Below are 18,236 nucleotides of genomic sequence, written 5' to 3' on the forward strand. Positions count from 1 at the left end.
GGGCGGTAGGTAGGGGGGCTGGGTCAGCAGGATTCGCACGCGCCGCGATCGGTGACTGCGCAAGGCGCGCCCGCGCAGCAGTGCTCGGTCAAATATCCCAGCAGGCCGTTCATGCGGGAAAAGTCGGCGCGGTAGATCAGGTTGCGGCCTTGCTGTTCGATGGAGACCAGTCCCGCATGCGCCAGCTCTTTCAGATGGAATGACAACGTGTTGCGCGCCACCGCAAGCTGGTCGGCAAGCACGCTGGGGGTCAGGCCTTCTTGTCCGGCGACGACCAGGGCGCGGAATACGCGCAGGCGTTGGGTATGGGCCAAGGCGGCGAGGGCCAGCACGGCATGTTCTTCATTCATGCGCCGGATAATACAACGATTGTTGAATTATTGAATAGCGGCGAATGCGGATGCGGACCGCCCGAGATCAACGCTGGAATTCACCCCCCCGCGCTCTCATCCAGCAACCAATCCCGAAACGCCGCCACTGCCGGCATGGCCAACTTGTCTGGCGACGCCAGGAAAAAGTATCCCGCGCCCGTGCTGAATTCCTCATCCAATGCGGGCGCCAGCACGCCTTGCCGTAACTCATCCTCCACCAGGAAGGTCGGCAACAGCCCAACGCCCAAGCCCGACGCCACCGCCTGGATCAGGTGCGTGGTCAGTTCAAACTGCGCGCCCCAGCGCATCGAGCGCACGGGCAGGCCGTGGGCTTCGAACCAGCGTTGCCACACGGCCGGCCGGGCCGCGACTTGCAGCAGCACGTGCTGGATGAGGTCTGCGGGCCTTCGGATGGTCTGGCGCGCGGCGATGTCGGGGCTGATGACCGGGATGACGTGTTCATTCATCAGCCGATGCGGGACCAGTCCCGGCCAGTCGCCATCGCCCACGGCAATGACGGCGTCGATGCCGGCCAGATCCAGGTCGAAGCGCGTCACGCGTGAATGCAGGTGAACCAGAATGCCGGGATGGCGCGCATAGAAGCGGTGCAGCCTGGGCATCAGCCACTTCGCCGTAAATGTCGGCAACGCGGCGAGGTGGAAGGCGCCTCGGCCGGTGCGGTGTGAAATGGCCTGAAGCGATGCGCTGCGGATGCGCTGCAGTGCGGCGGCCAGTTCTTTCTGGTATCCCGTGCCCGCCTCGGTCAGCACAATCCGCCGCTTTTCCCGGCGAAAAAGCGCGACTTCCAGAAGATCTTCCAGCGCCTGCACCTGCCGGCTGACGGCGCTTTGCGTCAGCGCAAGCTCGGTCGCCGCTCGCGTAAAGCTTAGATGGCGGGCGCTGGCTTCAAAGGCCAACAGCAGGGACATGGAGGGGGTGAGGCGGCGCGGGTTCATTCAATGCGTGTATGAAAATGGTGGCCCCAATATAGCGGAATTGCCCGCGCCCACAGCTTGCACGCTGGGAGACGCATACCTTGCAACTGGCAAATCATTCATAAACCGAATGATCTACCCAACAATTTTCCGTTTTTCCGCGATGCGCTTTGGCAAGAGAATGAGGTCTACAGGGCGCACCTTGCGATCCATCAGACGCAGGGTGGCGCGACGCGGTCAAGATAGGCCGGCCAGCGCTCAGCGCTGACTGATCAAGCTTTTTACGTACGGAGGTAACGATGGATTTGGGTATCAAAGACAAGACGGCGCTGGTGTTGGGCGGCGGCGGTGGCCTGGGCAGCGCCATTGCACAGTCACTGGCGCGCGAAGGCGCCAAGGTGGTCGTCGCCGATCTGAACCTTGACGCCGCAACGGCCACCGCCGACGGCATCAAGGCCCAGGGCCTGTCTGCCTTTGCCCTGCAATGGGATCTGCGTGCACTGGACGCCTTTGACAGCCAGGTGACGTGGATCGAGGCCAATGTGGGTCCTGTCGATATCCTGGTCAACAACACCGGTGGCCCGCCACCCACGCCGTCTTTCGGACAGCAGGCCGATCTTTGGCGCGAGCATTTTGAAGGCATGGTGCTGTCCGTCATCAAGCTGACTGATCGCATCCTGCCGGGCATGCGGGAACGGCAGTGGGGCCGCATCATCACCAGCACCTCGTCGGGCGTCATTGCGCCGATTCCGAATCTGGGCATCTCCAGCGCGCTGCGCATGTCGCTGGTGGGGTGGTCCAAGACGCTGGCGCGCGAAGTGGGCAAGGACGGCGTCACGTCGAACATCGTGCTGCCGGGCCGCATTGCGACGGCGCGCATCTCTTTTCTGGACGAGGCCCGGGCCAAGCGCGAAGGGCGCAGCGTAGAGGACGTCAGCCGCGAAAGCACCAGCGCCATTCCGGTGGGCCGTTACGGTGACCCGCAGGAATACGGCGATGCGGTTGCGTTTCTGGCCAGCGCGCGGGCCAGCTACATCACCGGATCGACGATCCGGGTGGACGGCGGTCTCATCGCAAGCATCTAAGGCCTGACGCCTGACTCAAACAACTTCTTGAAGAAACAGACCATGAAACTGACTGCTGACGCGAAAGGCGTATATCCCATCGCCCCGACGCCGTTCTTTGACGATGGTTCCGTCGACCACGCCTCGATCGACCGCATGATGGAGTTCTATCTGGCTTGCGGCTCGACCGGCCTGACCGTATTGGGCCAACTGGGCGAAGCGCCCAAACTGGACTTCGCGGAATCCCTGGAAATCGCCTCGCAGGTGATCGGCAAATCGCAGGGCATTCCCATCGTGGTGGGCGTGTCGGCGCCCGGCTTCGCCTCCATGCGTTCGCTCACGCGCGAGGTGATGGACCGCGGCGCGGCCGGCGTCATGATCGCGCCGCCCAACACCTTGCGCACCGACGATCAGATCGTCAACTACTACCACCAGGCGGTGGAGGCCATTGGCGACGACGTTCCGTTTGTGCTGCAGGACTATCCGCTGACGTTCTCGGTGCAGATGGCGCCCACGGTCATCCGGCGGATCGTGACCGATCTGGCCTCGTGCGTCATGCTCAAGCACGAAGACTGGCCGGGCCTGGAGAAGATCTCGGCGCTGCGCCGCTTTGAAGCCGAAGGCGCCATGCGGCATATCTCGATCCTGTGCGGGAACAACGGCCTGTTCCTGGACTACGAAATGGCGCGCGGCGCCGACGGCGCCAACACCGGATACTGCTTTCCCGACATGCTGTGCGACTTCGTCAAATGGGTAGGCGAGGGCAGGACCGAAGAGGCGCATGATCTGTTCGATGCGCACCTGCCGCTGCTGCGCTACGAACAGCAGCCGGGTGTCGGCCTGGCCGTGCGCAAATACGTAATGATGCGCCGCGGCATCCTGACCAGTGCGGCGCAACGCCGGCCCGGTGCTGCGCTGACCAACCAGGCGCGGACCGAGGTCGATCATCTGTTGGCGCGCCTGGGCAAGCGCGACGCGCGCGCGCGGGATCTGGTTTAAGGCATCTGCCGCATCGAGCTCGGGCGCGCTGAGCGCCCATTCTGATTTCACAGGGAGAAAAACCCATGACCGTTTCGGACGAGGTTCATTTCAAGGCGCTGTCCGGCGTCACGACGGCAACACTGACCACGATTCTGCTCAAGAAAGGGCTGCGCAACGTCTGGATCCGCGGCGCCTTCCCGTTGGCGCAAGGCCTCGAACGCATCGTCGGCCGGGCGTTCACGGTGCGCTTCGTGCCGGCCCGCGAAGACCTGGCCACGCCGGAATCATGGTCCTCGCCCAAATCCAGCCGCGGCGCCATCGAACAGATGCCCTCTGGCTGCATCGCGGTGGTCGACGCCATGGGCGTGAAAGACGCCGGCATCTGGGGCGACATCCTGTGCGCCCGCATGGCCAAGCGCGGCGTTGCGGGCTTGGTGACCGACGGCGTCGTGCGCGATCTGGCCGGTGTACTGGGAACCAAGCTGCCCGTCTGGGCGAGCGGGGCGGCGGCGCCTCCGTCGGTGGCCGGCCTGACGTTCGTGGATTGGCAGCAGCCCGTCGCCTGCGGCGGCGTGGCCGTTTTTCCGGATGACGTGATCGTTGCCGACCAGGACGGCGCCGTCGTCATCCCGGCCGCGCTGCTGGCCGACGTGGTTGACGCCGCCGTCGAGCAGGAACGTTTTGAAGGCTGGATCATGGACGAGGTCAACAATGGCGCCGTGCTGCCGGGCCTGTACCCGCCGAACGAAGCCAACAAGGCGAAATACGAGGCGTCCAAGAAGCGCTGACCCTCGGTGAAAGCAAAAAGGCGATGCCGGGAAATCTGGCATCGCCTTTTTTTGTTCGGGCCGGTGTCGATCAGGTCCGCGCGCGCTCGCCGATGGTGGCCACAAATGCGCGGGCGATCCGCGCGCCGGCTTCGTCGGCGTCGGCGGCAAAGCGGGCCCGGTCCTCGGCCGCCTGGGTCTCCAGCCAGCCCGGCGCAATGCGATTGACCCGGTCGGGATTGGCGCGCGTCCAGTCGTGAACCACGTCGCCACTGGCTTCAAAGTGGAATTGCATGCCGTAAGTTGCCCGCCCCACGCGAAAACACTGATTCTGGACCATTTCGGATCGGGCCAGAAGGAGGGCGGACGGGGGCAGGGTGTAGGTGTCGACGTGCCACTGGAAACTGGTGAAGCCGCCCTGCAATTCGGCAAACAGCGGATCGGCGCGCCCATCGTCCGTCACGGTCAGCGGCGTCCAGGAGAATTCCCGCGCCACCCCCAACAGGTTGTCGGCCCCGTAAGCGCGGGCCAGCACCTGCGCACCTAAGCAGATGCCCAGCACGGACTTGCCGGCGTCGCCAAATGTCCGCATCAGCGCGACCAGTTTGGGCAGGTAAGGATAAAGATCGTCGTCCTGCGCACTCGGCCAGCCGCCGGGAACGATCAGGGCGTCGAAGTCGTCAAGGGCAATGTCGCCAAGACCGTCGCGATAGACGCGGAACCAGGTGATGTCGGCCTGGGCTTCATTCAGCGCGCTCAGCAGAAGGCCGAGCTGCGTGTTCTCCATGGTTTCGATGATGGCGACGCGCGGGGTCATGGGGTCTGGATGGGGATGGGTTGGGAAGGCTTGGCGCGCATCTTATCTGATGGCTGCGTGGTGACGGGACGAAAACGGCCATTTTGCACTTTACATAATACACATTATGCGTAATTGGTTAGGACCACGAGAGACCTTCCTCGTGGCCCACTTTGTCCCGGTGCAATCAGCCGGTCAAGTCGCCGGTCATGCGTGCTCAGCGGCCCGCCCGAATCACCTTGCCACGGCGCGATCCAGTGGCGGCTCCCGCCTGCCATGCAACGCTGCCGTTGACCAGCACGTAGTCGATCCCCACTGCCTGGCTCGTCGGCGACGACCAGGTTGCGGTGTCGGCGATGGTGTCTGCATCGAACACGACGAGATCGGCCGCGTAGTCCACCGCGATGCGGCCGCGTTGCGGCAGGCGGAAGTAAGCGGCGGGCTTGTCCGTCATCTTGTGCACGGCCTGCTCCAGCGTGAACAATCCGATGTCGCGGCAGTAATGGCCCAGGACCCGCGGGAACGTGCCCCACAAGCGCGGGTGCGGCGCGGGATCGTGCGGCATGCCGTCCGAGCCGATCATGGTGCCCGGGTACGCCAGGATGCGCTGGACGTCCGTCTCGTCCATGATGAAGTAGATCGCGCCAGCCGGCTGCAGCGCATCGACCGCGTCCTCCGGGCTCAGACCCATATCGAGCGCGATGTCGTCCAGATCGCGTCCTGCGTACTGGGGATATGGCACCGACTTGGTCACGATCACGCGGCTGGACACCGCCAGGCGGTCTTTGCGCAGGATGGTGGATCCTGCAACGTAGGGATAGCAATCCAGCGCCACCTTCTGCCCCTGCCCCGCTTTGTCGATGTGCGCAAGCGTTTGAACCGAGCGGCCATGATTGCGTGGACCGATCAGCTTGTGATGCGAGATCAGGACGGGCGCATCGCCGGCGGCGCCCACGGCGAAGGCCTCATCCAGCGCGGCGAAGATGCGGTCGCCCTCGTCGCGGATATGGCTGGCGTAAAGCCCGCGATGCTCGCGCAGCACGCTGGCAACAGCCATCAGTTCATCCAACGTGGCTGGCATGGCCGCCGGATATGCAGTGCCGGTCGACAGGCCGATCGCGCCGCTCTCCATGGCTTCGCGAAGCAAGGCCTGCATGTGTTCGATCTCGGCCGCCGTCGCGGGGCGGGTCAGGTCGGTCATCGCGGCGGCGCGCAGCGACGTGTGCCCCACCAGACATGCCGCATTCACGGCGGGCGGATGCCGGTCCAGGTTTTCCAGGTAGGCGCCGAAGGTCTCGTACGGGAAGTCGGCCAACTCGTTGCCCAGCAGGTTGATCGGCGCCGGCACCTCGCCTCGCCAACCCGGACGCCACGGTGCCTGGCTGATGCCGCAGTTGCCGGTCACGACCGTGGTGACGCCCTGGCTCAGCTTGGCGGGCATGCCGGGATCCATCGACAGGTAGCGGTCGTCGTGGGTGTGCGTATCGATAAAGCCGGGCGACACGATCCGGCCGCCCGCCTCCAGCACCTGATCGGCGTTGGCGCCATTCAGGTCGCCGACGGCCGCAATCCGGCCGCCGCGCAGGCCCACATCGGCCTGGACGCGGTCAGCGCCCGTTCCATCAATTACCGTGCCTCCACGGATCAGCAGGTCGTAGCGTTCGCCGTTCATAAGGTTCAGTCAATTTTGACGTTGGCTTGCTGGATTACCTGAGCCCAGACCGGGCGCTCCGCATGCGCACGCTCAAAGAGCTGCTGGCGCGGCCCGATGTTCGGCACGTAGGCCATGCTCTTGAGCTTCTCTTGCACGTTTGGGGATTGCAACGCCTTGTTGAAGGCGGCGTTCAGATAGTCCAAAACCTTCGGATCGGTGCCCGCCGGCGCCACATAGCCGGTCCAGGCCACGGCGCGGTAGCCCTTCAGTCCCTGCTCATCCAGCGTCGCCAGATCGGGCATGGACGGATCACGCTGCAGATCGGTGACGGCCAGCGGCACGACCTTGCCCTGCTCCACGAACCCCGCGATGGACGAAATGTTGTCGAACACCAGGTCGGCTTCGCCGCGCAGCACGGCCAGGTCCGCCTCGACGCCGCCCTTGTACGGCACGTGCATAAATTCCACCCCTGCCATCGTGCCGAACATCGCGGCGCTCAGGTGCCCGGTGGTGCCATTGCCGCCCGAGGCGACGACCAGCTTGCCCGGGTCTTTCTTGGCCATGGCGATCAGCTCGGCGACGCTCTTGACGTTCAAGCCGGGGCGCACGGCCAGCAGATTCTGCACGGAGCCCGTCAGCGCGACAGGCGCCAACTGCTTGTCGGCGTCGTACTGCAGCTTGGCGTAGAGGCTTTGGTTGATGGCAAGCGTAGCGACGTTGGCAAACCCAATCGTGTAGCCATCTGGCGCGGCGTTCGCCACCGCTTGGGTGCCGATGATGCCCGACGCGCCGGTGCGGTTCTGCACCACGAAGTTGCCGCCCGTCTGCTTGGCCATTTCCGCGGCCAGCAGGCGCGACACCAGGTCGGGCGTGGTGCCGGTATTGAACGGCACGACGATCGTGACCGGATGTTCGGGATAAGCGGCCTGCGCGGCGGACGCCGCCATCAAGGTAAATGCTGCGCTCGCGGCCGCGAGCCAGCGCTTGGCGCTGCTTTGATACGTGGACATGGTTTTCTTCCTTGGACTGTTATAGGTGTATCCGCGCGGGCTCTGCGTCCCGCGTGGGTTGTGCAAGGCGCCTGATGGGCGCCCTTACTGCTCGGCAGGCCTGAAAGGGTCCCGCCGTTCCGGACTGCGGCGCGAGCGCTCAGTCCAGGGCGATCTGACGCAAAAGCGGTAGATCGATGTTTCCGCCTGAGAGCACGATCACCGCATCGCGGCCGTCGGCCGACAGCTTTCCCGCCAGCAACGCGGCAAGCGCAACCGCCCCACCCGGCTCGATCACCAGGCGCAGTTCTTCGAGCGCGAAACGGATGGCGGCGGCGACTTCGCCGTCGCTCACGGACACGGCAGCGCTCAGGGACCGGCTGTTGATCGCATAGGGCAGTTCGGCCGGCGTCGCAGCCTGCAGCGCGTCGCACAAGGTCTTGGCGCCCGCCGGATTGGTTTCACGCTTGCCGGAGGCCAGCGACCGCACCGTGTCGTCGAATTCGAGGGGCTCCACGGCCACCATCTGGGCTTGTGGCGCAAGCTCGCGCAACACCAGTGAACAGCCTGCCGCCATGCCTCCGCCGCCGCACGGCGTTGCGAACAGCCCCAGGTTTGCAAGCGCTGCGGCGGGCAGGTCCTGCAGGGCTTCCAGCGCCAGCGTGCCCTGGGCTGCCAGCACGTCGGGATGGTCGCCGGGCGGCAGCAGCGTGGCGCCGGTTTCGGCCAGGAGACGCATGCCAATCTCTTCGCGGCTTTCGCGAGTGCGGTCGTAGCGCACGACCCTGGCGCCATGGCGCAGCGCCTTGTCCACCTTGTTTTCCGGCGCGTCGACCGGCATCACGATGGTGGCGGGAACGCGCAGGCAGCGGCTGGCCCACGCGACAGCCTGGCCGTGATTGCCGGTCGAATACGCCACCACGCCACGCTGGCGTTGGGCCCGCTCCATGTTCAGCAAGGCATTGAACGCGCCGCGGGCCTTGAAGGAACCCGTCACCTGGAGGTTTTCCAGCTTCAGCCAGACTGGCGCCTGCGCAAGTTCATCAAGGACTGGCGAGCGCAACAGCATGGTGCGCCGCACGTGGGGCGCCAGCCGCTGGGCGGCGGCGGTTACGTCGGCGTATTCCGGCACGCGCAGGGTGCCGAGCATTTCGTGTTCGATGGTCGTAGGCAGGGGCATCGCGGTCATGAGGCTATCCAGCAAGGAAGAAGAATTCGGACGAATCAGGCGGACGGCGTCCAGACGGCGGGCGCGACGCTGCCGGTCTGCTCGATCAGCCGGCCGTAGGCTTCGGGACGGCGATGCTTGGCGAAGTTGAAGACGGTGCTGCGGCCCAGTTCGCACAGGTCCAAGTCGCAGTCGGCGACGATCAGCTCGTCATCCCAGGTCGCAGCCATCGCGATGATCTCGCCCTGCGGATTGACGATGATGGAATGGCCCAACAACTCATGGCCGTCCTCGGTGCCGGCCTTGGCGACGGCCGCGGCAAAGGTGGCGTTCTGATAGCAGCCCGCCTGGATGGACAGATGCGAATGCAGCACCCTCAGGTGGTGCGCCTCAAATCCGCGGTTGTCTTGGTTCCGGCTGGGCGTGTTGTAGCCCAGCATCACCAGTTCGACCTGTTGCAGCCCGAGCACGCGCCAGGCTTCCGGCCAGCGCCGGTCATTGCAGATCAACATGCCCAGATTGGCGTCGATACCGGGTGCGACCGGCGCGCGCACGACGGGAAAGCCCAGGTTGCCCACTTCGAAGTAGCGCTTTTCCAGATGCTGGACCTGACGATGCTCGGCAAACTCGGCGTGGCCGGGCAAATGGACCTTGCGGTACTTGAACACGACTTCGCCGTTTGGCGCGATCACGACAGACGTGTTGAACCGGCGCTTGCGCACCACGCCCTGCTCGTCCGGTTCCCTGGCCAGTTCGGCGTAGCCGAGGTAAACCATCAATCCGTAGCGCTTGATGGCGTTGAACAGAGGCTGCGTGGCGGGCGATGGCAGGTTGGGTTCAAACCACGCGTCGGCCTCGTCCAGGTCCTCGCAGTACCAGCGGGGAAAGAAGGTCGTCAGCGCCAGCTCCGGGAACACCACGACCTGGGCGCCGCGCTGATGCGCGCGCTCCATCAGCCGGATCATGCGGCCGATCGCAACATCGCGACCTTCGGAACGTTGGATCGGACCCAATTGGGCGGCAGCGACGGTGACGATGCGGGACATGGAAAAATCCTGAGGTGGGTTGCGATATGGCTTGCAGCATGACGCGGCGGCAGCGGCGCGCAAAGACGGCCCGCCCAGCGAAATGACCCGTCCTGCGTTCTCTCCCAAGACCCGCCGAGCCTTGAAAACAAACGGTTTTGCGCGCAACCCCGGCCTTGCGGACCGGCGCGGGGACTGTGCATTTAGTTATGGGGTGCGCGCAAAAGGTCATGGCGGAGCCGTTGTGTGCGCGCAGCGGCGCTTCCCCGACATAAAATGGCCGGCAACGCGTTCCCGTCCACGAGTGCTTCCTTATGTCCGGCCCCCTTCCCTCTGCGCCCGGAGCGCTGACGCTTCGCCAGATCGAGGTCTTTCACGCCGTGATGCTGACCGGTTCGCTCAGCGAAGCGGGTCGCATGCTGTCCGTGACGCAACCCGCCGTGAGCCGTCTGCTCGCCTCGGCCGAAAACCGTTTGCGCTACCGGCTGTTCGAGCGCGTCAAGGGGCGTCTGCATCCCACTCCCGAGGCGCGCCGCCTCTTTGTCGAGGCCGAAGAGATCTTCGGCCGCGTCAATCGCTTCAACGATCTGGCGGGCGCGCTGGGCGCGGGTTCGGCTGGCGCCGTAAGCCTCGTTTCCAGCCCCAGCTTCAGCGAATGGCTCATCCCTCACGCGATCCAGAAGTTTCGCGAACGGCATCCCGATACGCCCATCCGCTACCGCCCGCTGGCCTTCGACGCGCTGCTGCCGCACCTGTTGCTGGGACAGGCCGATTTCGGTATCGCCTCGATGCCCCCGCCGGTGAACGCCAATATCGTCAGCGAGGAGATCGGCCAAGGGTGGCTGGGGTGCGCAGTGCCGCGCGGTCATCCGCTGGCGGTGCGCAGCCGGCTGCGGGCCGAAGACCTGCAAGGTCATCTGCTTATTGGCTATGGCGCAGACACGCCGTTCGGACGTCTGGCCAGCCGGTTCCTCCATTCAGGAGCGGCGTCAGTGCACCCGCAGATCGAAATACGTTCCACGCCCGAAGCGCTGGCGCTGGTACGCCAGGGTGTGGGCGTGGCGCTGATCGAGTCGTTCGGCTATCACCCCAGCTTCCGCAAAGACTTCATCCTGCTACCCACCGAACCCGCGCTCAGCCATGCCATCCATCTGCTGCATTCGGCCAGCAGCCCGCTCTCCAGCACGGCAAAGCGCTTCGCGACCGTGCTGCGGGCGCTGATCCGGCAAGCGCAGAAAGACGCGCCCTACTGAAAGTCCAGCTGCGAAATCGGCCGTAGGCGCACACCTTCATCCAGCAGCGCCTGCCGCACCGCGCGCGCAATCTCCACGCCTTGCGGGTTGTCACCGTGCACGCAGATCGTGTGCACCGGCATCTCGACCACCCTGCCGCCCACCGTGCGGATTGCCTGCTCCCGCACCATGCGCAGCGCCTGCGCAGCCGCCGCGGCCGGATCGTGGATGACGGCGCCCGGTTCGCTGCGCGGCAAGGTGAGCCCGTTGTCGCCATAGAGACGATCGGCGAACACCTCGCAGGCCACGCGGATGCCAGCCCGGCGCGCCGCGCGCTCGGTTTCGTTGTGAGGCGTGCAGACAAGCACCAGTTCCGGATCGAGCGTGCGCATCGCCCAGGTCAGCGCCTCGGATAGCGCGCGGTCCTCGAACGCCAGCGTGGCCAATGCGCCGTGCACCTTCACGTGCGTCACGCGATGCCCGGCCGCGCGGGCCATGCCCTGCATCGCGGCGATCTGGTACGCAATCATGTCGCCGATGGCCTGCGGGCTGTCGCCCACGATCTTGCGCCGACCGAAGCCCCACAGGTCGTTGAAGCCCGGATGGGCGCCCACGTCGATGCCCCGCTTTAGGGCGGATGCCGCGGTTTGGTGCATCACGGATGCATCACCACCGTGAAAACCGCAGGCCACGTTGGCCGAGGTGATGAGGTCCAGCATGGCTTCGTCGGCACCGATCTTGTAGTGGCCGAAGCTCTCTCCCAGGTCGGAATTGAGGTCTACATCGCGCATCAGAAGGACTCCAAGAAAAGGCGAAATTGAAGGTTTGGCATACCGTTGGCATGCAAATTGCATGCCAAGGACTTGCCGAGGCGAAATGCCCTGGATCGGGGCGAGTCTGCCCACCGCGCTTTTCTTATGGAACGGAGTCCAAGCAATGAATTTCACATGGAAGAACGTCACGTGCACCATCGCCGCCGCGCTGGCGATGGCCACGGGCGCTGCACAAGCGGCCGAGCTCAATTTCGCAAGCTGGGGAGGCAACTACCAGGGCGCCATCCGGGACGCGTGGCTCAAGCCGTTTTCCAAGGAAGCCGGCGTTACGGTTCACGAGGACACCGATCCGCAGGTCGCGAAGATTCGCGCCATGATCGACACCAAGTCGATCACGTGGGATGTGGTGACTGAGAACAGCGCCCGCCTCACACGCGGCATCAAGCTTGGCGTCTTCGAGAAGATCACGCCAGACATGGTCAACCAGGACCACGTCATCGCAAATGCCCGCAACGATTACGGCGTGCCGTCCGAAATCTTCTCCACCAACATCGGCTTTTCGACGCAGGCGTTCCCTGCCGGCAAGCCTCAGCCCAGCACGTTCGCCGATTTCTGGGACGTGAAGAAGTTTCCTGGCAAGCGCACCCTCCAGGACGATCCCGCGACGGTGATCGAAGCGGCGCTGATCGCCGACGGCGTCGCGCCTGCGGACGTGTACAAGGTGCTGGCCACCCCTGAAGGCCTGGATCGTGCTTTCAAGAAGATCGACGAGATCAAGCCGCACGTCGCCCGCTGGTGGAAGAGCGGCGCGGAACCGGTCAACGCGCTGGGCAGCGGCGAAGTGGTGATGGCGCTGGGCTGGAACGGCCGCTTCCAGGCCGGCATCGATTCAGGTCTGCCCATCGCCATGGGTTGGGGCGACAGCATCGCCCAGGTCGGCTACTTCGCCATCGTCAAGGGCGCGCCCAATCGAGACGCGGCCATCAAGCTGCTGAACTACATGATCCAGCCCAAGCACCAGGCCGAATTCAGCAAGTACATCGCGTACGGCCCGACCACCGAGCAAGCGCTGCCGCTGATCGACGCCAAACGCCTGGAGCGTCTGCCGTCGACCACCGAGCGCCTGAAGAACAGCATCTTCCTGAATTCGGAGTTCTGGGATACGAACGGCCCGGCCATCACCGAACGCTACAACCAGGTCCGCGCCCGCTGATCTTTCTGCCTCTTCACTCAGACGCCGGTGTGCGCGCCGGCGCCAAGATGCCATGACTACGAGCACCGACGCCCTTTCCCTGCCCGTCGCCACACCGCGCCGGGCCGCCGCCTCCCGGCGCGGCCGCGTTGCGGCCCTTGCCGCGCTGCCGCTGCTGCTTTTCCTGCTGTTGTTCTTTGCCGGCCCGATTGCAGGTCTGCTCGGCAACGGTTTCAAGGGAGAGGACGGCGGACTGACGCTGGGCCACTATCGCCATCTGCTGGACACGCCGATCTACCGCATCGTGCTCGTCAACACGTTCACGATCGCCGCGGCGGTCACGCTGGCCTGCGTGCTGTTGAGCTATCCGCTGGCCTACCTGATGGCGACCGTGTCGCCCACGGTGGCGCGCGTGCTGTTCTTCGCGGTGCTGCTCCCCTTCTGGTCCAGCGCGCTGGTGCGCACATCGGCGTGGATCGCCTTGCTGGGCAAGAACGGGCCGTTGAACACGCTGCTGACGACAGTGGGCATTCTGGACCAGCCGATGGCATTTCTCTATAACTTCACCGGTGTGATGGTGGGCATGACGCACGTGCTCATGCCCTTTGTCGTGCTACCGCTCTATGCTTCGTTCCGGTCCCTGGACGGCAGTCTGGTGCAGGCCGCGCAAGGCCTGGGTGCAGGATCCGCAGGCATCTTCAGCAGGGTCATCCTGCCTCTGACCAGTCCCGGCGCCGTTGCGGGCGGCATCATCGTCTTCATGAACGCGGTCGGCTACTACATCACGCCGTCGCTGATGGGCGGGCCTGCCCAGCGCATGGCTGCCGAACTGATTTCGCACAACATCACGGAAGAGCTGAACTGGGGGCTGGCGTCGGCCCTGGCTGGCGTGCTGCTAGCCACCGTGCTGCTATCGCTGTGGCTGTTCAACCGGCTGTTCGGCCTGAACAATCTGATCAGCGCCAGCTCCGGCAAGGGCAGCAACCACACGGGCTATCGACGCACGCCGGGCGGCCGGGTATCCGCAGTGCTGGGCGTGATATGCGCCGTATTCCTGCTGCTGCCCATCGTCGTCGTCATCCCGATGAGTTTCGGCACGACGGACTTCCCCATCTTTCCGCCACCCAGCTATGGGCTGCGGTGGTACGAGAACTTCTTTACCGATGGCAAGTGGCTGGCCGCCTTGGCGTCCAGCACTCGGATAGCCATCGTCGTCACCCTGCTTGCGACGGCGCTGGGCACTGCAGCAGCCTTGGGGGTCAGCAGATTGGCTAAGCGCCATCAAGGCTGGCTGGACGCATTCTTCATCGTCCCCATGTCTGTCCCAGCCATCGTCACGGCGGTCGCGCTGTACTACCTGTTCGCGCCCGTCGGCTGGGTCGCGAACTCCATGGCCGTGATCCTTGGTCATACGGTGCTGGCCGCGCCGTACGTCTACATCACCATGCGCGCGGCGCTGCGCAGCCTGGATCCGAGCCTCGAGCTTGCTGCGCTGGGCATGGGCGCCACCTGGCCCGCGATGTTCAGGTTGGTCATGCTGCCGGCGCTGATCCCCAGCCTGATCGGCGGCGCCGTCTTCGCCTTCGTCAGTTCTTTCGACGACGTGGTCATGGCGCTATTCCTGACGACGATACGCAACCGCACCCTCCCAAAACTGATGTTCGAAGGCCTGGCCAACGACTTCGATCCCACCGTTATCTCCGCCTCCTGCCTACTGGTCGGCGCAACGGCACTCATTCTGCTCGCCAACCTGCTGATCAGCAAAAAGAAGGAACACTGACATGCATAACGCTAACGACATCCTCCCGCAACGCCCGCCGGAAAGCCAAGGAAAGCCGCTGACTCTCGCGGGCATCCACAAGCGCTATGGCGATTCAGTCGCCCTGCCCGAGGTCGACCTGGCCGTGGCCCGAGGCGAGTTCTGCACGCTGCTGGGCGCGTCCGGCTCTGGCAAGACCACGCTGCTCAAGATCATTGCCGGATTCGAACATCCGGATGCGGGCGTGGTGACGATCGGGGGACGCGACGTCACGCACACCCCAATCGCGGATCGCAACATCGGCATGGTGTTCCAGAACTACGCCCTCTTCCCTCACATGAGCGTGTTTGAGAACGTGGCGTTTGCGCTGCGCATGCGGCGCTTGAACGATGGAGACGTCCGCCGCCGCGTGCTGGAAGCCCTGGATCTGGTGAGCCTCACTCCGCTTCAGGACCGCAAGCCGGGTGCGCTGTCGGGCGGTCAGCAGCAGCGCGTCGCGCTGGCCCGCGCACTGGTGTTCAACCCGGACATCCTGCTGATGGATGAGCCGCTGGGCGCGCTGGACAAGAACCTGCGCCAGTCCATCCAGCTTCAATTGCGCCGGCTGCACCAGGAATTGGGGCTGACCGTCGTCTTTGTCACGCATGACCAGGAAGAGGCTATGAACCTGTCGGATCGCATCGTCATCCTGGAACAGGGCCGCATTGTCGAGGCCGGATCACCGGAGAGCCTGTACCGCACGCCGGCCAGCGCCTTCGTCGCGGGCTTCCTGGGCGAGTGCAATTTCCTGCCTGCCAACGACGGCGTGCTGGGCGTGCGACCTGAACATCTGCGCCTGGGCAGCCGACTGGCCGGCGGCGATCAGCGGCATCCGGGAAAAGTGGTGGCGTCGACCTTCTGCGGCGTGCACTGGAAGGTCTTCATCGCAGCCTATGACAAGATCATCCTGGCCTATGCGCCGTTGAACGAGGACGTGGCTCAGCGCACGCCGGGCCAGGCCGTGACATGGGGTTTTCATCCGGCTGACGCCATGGAATTCGCCAACGCAGCATGATGACCGCCGCGCCAATCTCCACGCCTTCCCCGGTGCCCCGCATCGTTCCCGCAGGTGACCGCACGCTGCTGATCGAGTTCGCCGACCGTATCGACGCCGACACGAACGCACAGGTGCTGGCGCTGGCGCACAAGCTGCGAAGCGCCTTGCGCAAGACTCGAGGCTTGTCGAGCGTGGTCCCCGCGTACCGCTCGCTGGCGGTGGGCTTCGATCCGCTCCTGATTGGGCACGGCGCAGTGCGCGACCTGATCGCACGCAGCCTTGACGCCTGTGCTGGCGCGCCCATGCCCGTTCCACGCCGCTGGGAGGTTCCCGTCTGCTATGGCGGCGACCACGGGATGGACCTGCAGGCGCTCGCGGACCTACACCAGTTGGCCCCCGCGCAGCTCATCGCGCGCCACACGGCGCCCGTCTACCGGGTCTACATGGTAGGTTTCCTGCCCGGATTCGCGTATTTAGGGGGCCTCGATCCCCTGCTGCACACGCCCCGCCGCGCCATGCCCCGCGCGCACACGCCCGCGGGCAGCGTCAACATTGGCGGGCAGCAGACCGCCATCGCCTCGGTGCCCGGGCCCAGCGGATGGCACCTGATCGGCCGCACGCCCTGGCGCAGTTTTGATCTGCGCCATGCCCAGCCCTTCTTGTTCGAAGCTGGCGACGAGGTCGTGTTCACGCCAATCGACGCCGACGCGTTCGAACACTTGGCCGCCCAGCAGGACGATCCCGCCAGCCGTCCGCAGCCACAAAGGGAAGTCCGGCCATGAAAGCCCGGCTACGCGTCGAAGTGCCCGGGATGCTGACCACGGTGCAGGACCTGGGCCGCGCGGGTTATGAGCACATGGGCGTGCCGCCATCGGGCGCCATGGATCCGGGTGCGCTGCGCCTGGCCAACGCGCTCGTCGGCAACACGCCCAACGCCGCAGCGCTGGAATTCACCTTGCTGGGCGGCCGGCTGACGGTGCTGGACGCAGACTGTGCAATCGCTTTCGCTGGTACTGCCACTCTGCACATCGCCGCAACCGGCGCATTGCCCGCGCGCGCCCTGACTCCTTGGCAGTCCCATCGTCTGCCAGAGGGGGCCACATTGACGATCGGGCCCTTGGAGCGCGGCGTTCGCGGCTATCTCGCGGTCGGTGGCGGCATTGCCGTCACGCCCGTCCTGGGCAGCGCGTCCACGCTTACGCGCGCCCGGCTCGGGGGCCTCGATGGCCGTGCGCTGGCGCGAGGCGACGTGCTCGGCACGGGCGATAGCCGAAGCCGCTTCCCACGACGGTGGCTGGCGGCCCGCGACACCGGCTGGTTCTACCGGGACGAGCCCGTCGGCATCGTGCTCGGGCCGCAGCAGGACCACTTTGCACCGGTTGAAATCGAACGCTTTCTTGGAGCCACGTATTGCCTGGCGCCTCAGTCCGACCGCATGGGCTTGCGCCTGGAAGGCCCGGCCATCGCGCATGCCAAGGGCGCCGACATCATCACCGACCCCATTGCGGCAGGCAGCATCCAGATCCCGGGCGCGGGGCAGCCCCTCATTGCCATGAATGACCGCCAGACCACCGGCGGGTATCCGAAGATCGCAACCGTGATCTCCGCCGACCTCCCCCGGCTCGCCCAGATGCGGCCGGGCCAGCGGGTGCGCTTCGAGCCGCTGGAACCGGCGCAGGCCGTGCAACGCTGGCGGGACTATTCGGATTGGATCCGCGACCGCGAAGCTGCGCTACGGGCCGATCCGAACTTTCCCATCTTCCCCCTACTCTTTCCCTGAACCACATGTCGATCACGCACGCCATGGAACCCTCCTCGCTCCAGCTTCGGCAGGCGGCCGCGGCCTCCCCCTCCGACGCGCGAGACCTGGTCGAAGAGGCCTATTCGACCATGCTGGACATGATCCAGCTCGGCAAATTGCCCATCAACCGGCCGCTGCAGGAGCGCACGCTCGCCAGCGCGCTAGGCGTATCGCGCACGCCGCTGCGCGAAGCGATGAGCCGGCTGATCGGCGCGGGCTTTGCGGTTCGCACCGCCCGCGGCCAACTGATCGTACCGGAACCGTCGCTGCGCCAGTACCTGGAAATCTTCCAGATGCGCGTGTTGCTGGAAGGCGACGCGGCCGCCGCGGCCGCGACCCGCATGCCCCCGGCTGAGGCTGCTGCCCTGCTCCAGCAGGTCGAAGAGATCCGGCGCCGGCAACACGCCACTCACGAAGAGAATCATCGTGTCGACAACCTGCTGCACGACAGCATCGCCCGGGCTAGCGGCAACCGGCTGATGGCGCAGGCCATCCACGACCTGCGCATCAAGGCGCGATGTTTTGACCAGAATGGCGCGCCGGAGCGGCTGATCCCTGGCTGCGACGAGCACATTGCCGTCCTGCAGGCTATTGTGGACCGCAACCCGGAAGGCGCGCGCGCGGCGATGCAAGCCCACTTGAGCAACGTGCGCGTCGGTCTGGTCGCCCGGCACACCGAAATTTGATATGGAT

18 protein-coding genes are annotated in these 18,236 nt (G+C 65.3%); 10 read left to right on the forward strand and 8 right to left on the reverse strand.

Annotation, left to right across the window (positions count from 1 at the left end):
- Window positions 1-23 precede the first annotated feature (23 nt).
- Window positions 24-350: a helix-turn-helix transcriptional regulator gene (locus tag MHZ91_RS11435; RefSeq protein ID WP_239213652.1), complete on the reverse strand. Its 327-nt coding sequence runs from the start codon at window positions 348-350 to the stop codon at window positions 24-26.
- Between the two features lie 80 nt (window positions 351-430).
- Window positions 431-1,327, reverse strand: a complete 897-nt coding sequence (locus MHZ91_RS11440) for a LysR substrate-binding domain-containing protein (RefSeq protein ID WP_239213653.1) — start codon at window positions 1,325-1,327, stop codon at window positions 431-433.
- Between the two features lie 278 nt (window positions 1,328-1,605).
- On the opposite strand from MHZ91_RS11440, the gene MHZ91_RS11445 reads away from it, so the two are divergent.
- The 3 genes from MHZ91_RS11445 to MHZ91_RS11455 all read left to right on the forward strand — a co-directional run bounded on the left by MHZ91_RS11445 (window position 1,606) and on the right by MHZ91_RS11455 (window position 4,139).
- Window positions 1,606-2,391, forward strand: a complete 786-nt coding sequence (locus MHZ91_RS11445) for an SDR family oxidoreductase (protein WP_239213655.1) — start codon at window positions 1,606-1,608, stop codon at window positions 2,389-2,391.
- A gap of 42 nt (window positions 2,392-2,433) precedes the next feature.
- Complete coding sequence (locus MHZ91_RS11450) at window positions 2,434-3,369, forward strand: dihydrodipicolinate synthase family protein (protein WP_175136488.1); 936 nt, start codon at window positions 2,434-2,436, stop codon at window positions 3,367-3,369.
- A 65-nt stretch (window positions 3,370-3,434) separates the two neighbouring features.
- Window positions 3,435-4,139: a ribonuclease activity regulator RraA gene (locus MHZ91_RS11455; protein ID WP_175121516.1), complete on the forward strand. Its 705-nt coding sequence runs from the start codon at window positions 3,435-3,437 to the stop codon at window positions 4,137-4,139.
- Window positions 4,140-4,209: 70 nt separating this feature from the next.
- Here MHZ91_RS11455 and MHZ91_RS11460 read toward each other — a convergent pair whose 3' ends face one another.
- The 5 genes from MHZ91_RS11460 to MHZ91_RS11480 form a co-directional block, all read right to left on the reverse strand.
- Entirely contained in the window at window positions 4,210-4,935 is a 726-nt protein-coding gene (locus tag MHZ91_RS11460; RefSeq protein WP_239213657.1) for a type 1 glutamine amidotransferase, read from the reverse strand.
- A 196-nt stretch (window positions 4,936-5,131) separates the two neighbouring features.
- Window positions 5,132-6,586 carry an amidohydrolase family protein gene (locus MHZ91_RS11465; protein WP_218343860.1) on the reverse strand — a complete coding sequence of 485 codons (1,455 nt, stop codon included), beginning with the start codon at window positions 6,584-6,586 and terminating at the stop codon, window positions 5,132-5,134.
- 5 nt (window positions 6,587-6,591) lie between these two features.
- Window positions 6,592-7,578 carry a tripartite tricarboxylate transporter substrate binding protein gene (locus tag MHZ91_RS11470; RefSeq protein ID WP_218343863.1) on the reverse strand — a complete coding sequence of 329 codons (987 nt, stop codon included), beginning with the start codon at window positions 7,576-7,578 and terminating at the stop codon, window positions 6,592-6,594.
- 139 nt (window positions 7,579-7,717) lie between these two features.
- Complete coding sequence (locus MHZ91_RS11475) at window positions 7,718-8,746, reverse strand: threonine/serine dehydratase (RefSeq protein WP_239213659.1); 1,029 nt, start codon at window positions 8,744-8,746, stop codon at window positions 7,718-7,720.
- A 35-nt stretch (window positions 8,747-8,781) separates the two neighbouring features.
- On the reverse strand, window positions 8,782-9,771 hold the full coding sequence (locus MHZ91_RS11480; protein WP_239213661.1) for an N-carbamoyl-D-amino-acid hydrolase: 990 nt from the start codon (window positions 9,769-9,771) through the stop codon (window positions 8,782-8,784).
- A 293-nt stretch (window positions 9,772-10,064) separates the two neighbouring features.
- Here MHZ91_RS11480 and MHZ91_RS11485 point away from each other — a divergent pair, with 293 nt between their 5' ends.
- The gene (locus MHZ91_RS11485; RefSeq protein ID WP_239213663.1) at window positions 10,065-11,003 is read left to right on the forward strand and encodes a LysR family transcriptional regulator; all 939 of its coding nucleotides are present in this window, start codon (window positions 10,065-10,067) and stop codon (window positions 11,001-11,003) included.
- Here MHZ91_RS11485 and MHZ91_RS11490 read toward each other — a convergent pair.
- Window positions 10,997-11,773 (reverse strand): LamB/YcsF family protein, encoded by a 777-nt coding sequence (locus MHZ91_RS11490; protein ID WP_239213665.1) that lies wholly within the window; start codon window positions 11,771-11,773, stop codon window positions 10,997-10,999. The two genes, MHZ91_RS11485 and MHZ91_RS11490, sit on opposite strands and share 7 nt — an antisense overlap.
- Before the next feature lie 145 nt (window positions 11,774-11,918).
- Here MHZ91_RS11490 and MHZ91_RS11495 point away from each other — a divergent pair, with 145 nt between their 5' ends.
- The 6 genes from MHZ91_RS11495 to MHZ91_RS11520 are packed head-to-tail and all read left to right on the forward strand — an operon-like array spanning window position 11,919 to window position 18,229.
- The gene (locus MHZ91_RS11495; RefSeq protein ID WP_239213667.1) at window positions 11,919-12,968 is read left to right on the forward strand and encodes an ABC transporter substrate-binding protein; all 1,050 of its coding nucleotides are present in this window, start codon (window positions 11,919-11,921) and stop codon (window positions 12,966-12,968) included.
- 52 nt (window positions 12,969-13,020) lie between these two features.
- A complete protein-coding gene (locus MHZ91_RS11500) occupies window positions 13,021-14,727 on the forward strand; it encodes an ABC transporter permease subunit (RefSeq protein ID WP_239213668.1) in 1,707 nt (568 codons plus the stop codon).
- A gap of 1 nt (window position 14,728) precedes the next feature.
- Window positions 14,729-15,760, forward strand: a complete 1,032-nt coding sequence (locus MHZ91_RS11505; protein ID WP_239213669.1) for an ABC transporter ATP-binding protein — start codon at window positions 14,729-14,731, stop codon at window positions 15,758-15,760.
- The gene (gene pxpB / locus MHZ91_RS11510) at window positions 15,757-16,524 is read left to right on the forward strand and encodes a 5-oxoprolinase subunit PxpB (protein ID WP_239213670.1); all 768 of its coding nucleotides are present in this window, start codon (window positions 15,757-15,759) and stop codon (window positions 16,522-16,524) included. Before MHZ91_RS11505 ends, pxpB begins: the two co-directional genes overlap by 4 nt.
- Window positions 16,521-17,522 carry a biotin-dependent carboxyltransferase family protein gene (locus MHZ91_RS11515; protein ID WP_239213671.1) on the forward strand — a complete coding sequence of 334 codons (1,002 nt, stop codon included), beginning with the start codon at window positions 16,521-16,523 and terminating at the stop codon, window positions 17,520-17,522. The genes pxpB and MHZ91_RS11515 overlap by 4 nt, the downstream gene beginning before the upstream one ends.
- Before the next feature lie 5 nt (window positions 17,523-17,527).
- The gene (locus MHZ91_RS11520; protein ID WP_239213672.1) at window positions 17,528-18,229 is read left to right on the forward strand and encodes a GntR family transcriptional regulator; all 702 of its coding nucleotides are present in this window, start codon (window positions 17,528-17,530) and stop codon (window positions 18,227-18,229) included.
- The last annotated feature ends 7 nt before the right edge of the window (window positions 18,230-18,236 follow it).

The sequence above is a fragment of the Achromobacter sp. ACRQX genome (genome assembly GCF_022346505.1).
Taxonomy (GTDB): domain Bacteria; phylum Pseudomonadota; class Gammaproteobacteria; order Burkholderiales; family Burkholderiaceae_B; genus Achromobacter; species Achromobacter animicus.